3 protein-coding genes and 1 pseudogene are annotated in these 2,371 nt (G+C 64.4%); 2 read left to right on the top strand and 2 right to left on the bottom strand.

The window, feature by feature from the left end; genetic code table 11:
* Positions 1-13: 13 nt before the first annotated feature.
* Complete coding sequence (locus ACWNCF_RS01940) at positions 14-157, bottom strand: hypothetical protein (protein WP_449405821.1); 144 nt, start codon at positions 155-157, stop codon at positions 14-16.
* Positions 158-173: 16 nt separating this feature from the next.
* Here ACWNCF_RS01940 and ACWNCF_RS01935 point away from each other — a divergent pair, with 16 nt between their 5' ends.
* Both ACWNCF_RS01935 and ACWNCF_RS01930 read left to right on the top strand, forming a co-directional pair.
* Complete coding sequence (locus ACWNCF_RS01935; RefSeq protein ID WP_449405820.1) at positions 174-719, top strand: hypothetical protein; 546 nt, start codon at positions 174-176, stop codon at positions 717-719.
* Between the two features lie 288 nt (positions 720-1,007).
* Entirely contained in the window at positions 1,008-1,952 is a 945-nt protein-coding gene (locus ACWNCF_RS01930) for a TonB-dependent receptor domain-containing protein (RefSeq protein ID WP_449405822.1), read from the top strand.
* Here ACWNCF_RS01930 and ACWNCF_RS01925 read toward each other — a convergent pair.
* Positions 1,883-2,371 (bottom strand): annotated as a pseudogene (locus ACWNCF_RS01925) (hypothetical protein); the annotation flags it as partial. The gene ACWNCF_RS01930 and the pseudogene ACWNCF_RS01925 sit on opposite strands and share 70 nt — an antisense overlap.

The following is a 2,371-nucleotide window of genomic DNA, read 5'->3' as shown; positions in this document are numbered from 1 at the left end:
TCTGCCTTCGACTTCAGTTACGTATTGCTAAGGTTAAAACGGAGGAGTTAGTTGGATGATCCAGCACCTCGAAAGGCGCGCTGCTGACCGGCACGCTGACCGATCCGGACGACGGCGGCATCAACTTCGGCGGCGACACGCGCTCGGCCGACCGCACGTCGGAAACGACGGACGTGTCGTGGAACCTGCGCTGGCGTCCGAACGACCGCTGGACCATCAGCACGGACCTGCAGCGCATCCGCGCCACGACCAGCAGCTTCGACTCGACCGTTGCCACCGGCGTGCAGATGCCGAGCGAGTCGATCGACCTGCGCGGCGACGTGCCGACCTTGTCGTTCACGGACGCCGACCGCGCCTACCTCGCGAACCCCGAATTACTACTGGGCGTTCACGATGGAACACCAGGACCGCAGCAAGGCGGGCGAATGGGCGTGGCGCACCGACGCGAAGTACGACTTCGACCACCCGGTGCTGCGCGACATCCGTTTCGGCGTGCGCCTGACGGATCGCGACTCGCGCAACGAGAAACTCGAACCCGAGCTACAACTGGGCGGCCATCACCCAGACGTGGCAGGTCGGCCCGACCGAACACGCTGTCGAGCCTCGCGTACCTGGGCGACCCGCGCTTCAACAACCAGGTACAGGTCCACTCGTTCAAAAACTTCTTCAACAACAACACGTCGGTGCCCGGCACTGGTCTTCCCGGCCGTCGTCGCTGACCACCGGCTACCCGGCCTCGTACGCCCAGCTGCACACGTATCCGAACATGCTGTGCAACAACCGGCACCAACAATTGCACGTCGTGGAACCCGGCCACGTTCGGCACCGACCCGGCCGGCGTCGACGAGCAGAAGAGAAGACCGGCGCGCTGTACTCGCAGCTGCGCTTCGGCGTCGACGACCTGAAGTACCCGGTCGACGGCAACATCGGCCTGCGCTACGTGAAGACCGACATGACGGCGCACGGCTACACCGTGTTCACCCCGAGCACGTTCGACGGGCGCCGGCATTCCCGCAATTCACCGGCGTTCTCCAAGAAGCAGGACTTCAGCAACAAGCTACAACAACGTGCTGCCGAGCCTGAACCTGCGCATGAAGGCGAGCGGCGCGCTGCAGTTCCGCATGGGCCTGTCGACCGGCATCTCGCGTCCGGACTTCACCGACCTGCAGGGCTACACGACGCTGTCGCAGAACGTGGACAACTCGAGCGGCCTGGTTACCTACACGGGCACCGGCACGGGCAACCCGAACCTGCGCCCGGTCCGCTCGCACCAGGTCGACTTGACGGCCGAATGGTATTTCGCCAAGACCGGCTCGCTGACCTTCGGCGTGTTCAACAAGCAGCTGAAGGACGTCATCATCAAGCAGTCGTACGGCTATGACCTGGCGGACAACACCGGCAAGTCGTACACCTTCACGACCACGGGTCCGGTGAACGGCGCGGACGGCCATGCGCGCGGCGCGGAGATCGCGTTCCAGCAGTACTTCGACTTCCTGCCGGGCTGGCTGTCGGGCTTCGGCGTCCAGGCCAATTACACGTACGTGGACAGCAAGACGTCACTGCACCAGCCGGTGCACTCCGTGTACTGCACGGGCGGCAACCAGGCGACGAACTTCAACCTGAACCTGAACGGCTGCGACACCAACGGCACCACGTTCGGCGACCTGCCGCTGATCGGCCTGTCGCGCCAATCGTACAACCTGGCGCTGATGTATGACCAAGGCAAGATCTCGGCGCGACTGGCCTGGAACTGGCGTTCGAAGAACCTGCAGAACGTGAACGTCAATGGCACCAGCGGCGGCGACGGCACCGACAGCAACCCGTCCAGCCCGACCTTCGGCCAGCACAACGTAGCCTGGGCGCTGCCGACGTGGGCGGACGGCTACGGCCAGTTGGACGGCTCGAGTTGTCCACGTTCTGCGACAGCGTCGTGTAGCCCTGCAGGTCGGTGAAGTCCGGACGCGAGATGCCGGTCGACAGCCATGCGGAACTGCAGCGCGCCGCTCGCCTTCATGCGCAGGTTCAGACTCGGCAGCACGTTGTTGTAGCTGTTGCTGAAGTCCTGCTTCTTGGAAAACGCCGAGAATTGCGGGATGCCGGCGCCCGTCGAATTGCTCGGGGTGAACACGGTGTAGCCGTGCGCCGTCATGTCGGTCTTCACGTAGCGCAGGCCGATGTTGCCGTCGACCGGGTACTTCAGGTCGTCGACGCCGAAGCGCAGCTGCGAGTACAGCGCGCCGGTCTTCTCCTTCTGCTCGTTGACGCCGGCCGGGTCGGTGCCCGACACGTGGCCGGGTTCCACGACGTGCAATTGTTGGTGCCGTTCTTGCGCAGCGTCTTCGGATGCGTGTGCAGCTGGGCGTACCGAGGC

Source organism: Massilia phosphatilytica, assembly GCF_977014125.1.
This window is presented reverse-complemented; position numbering and strand designations above follow the sequence as displayed.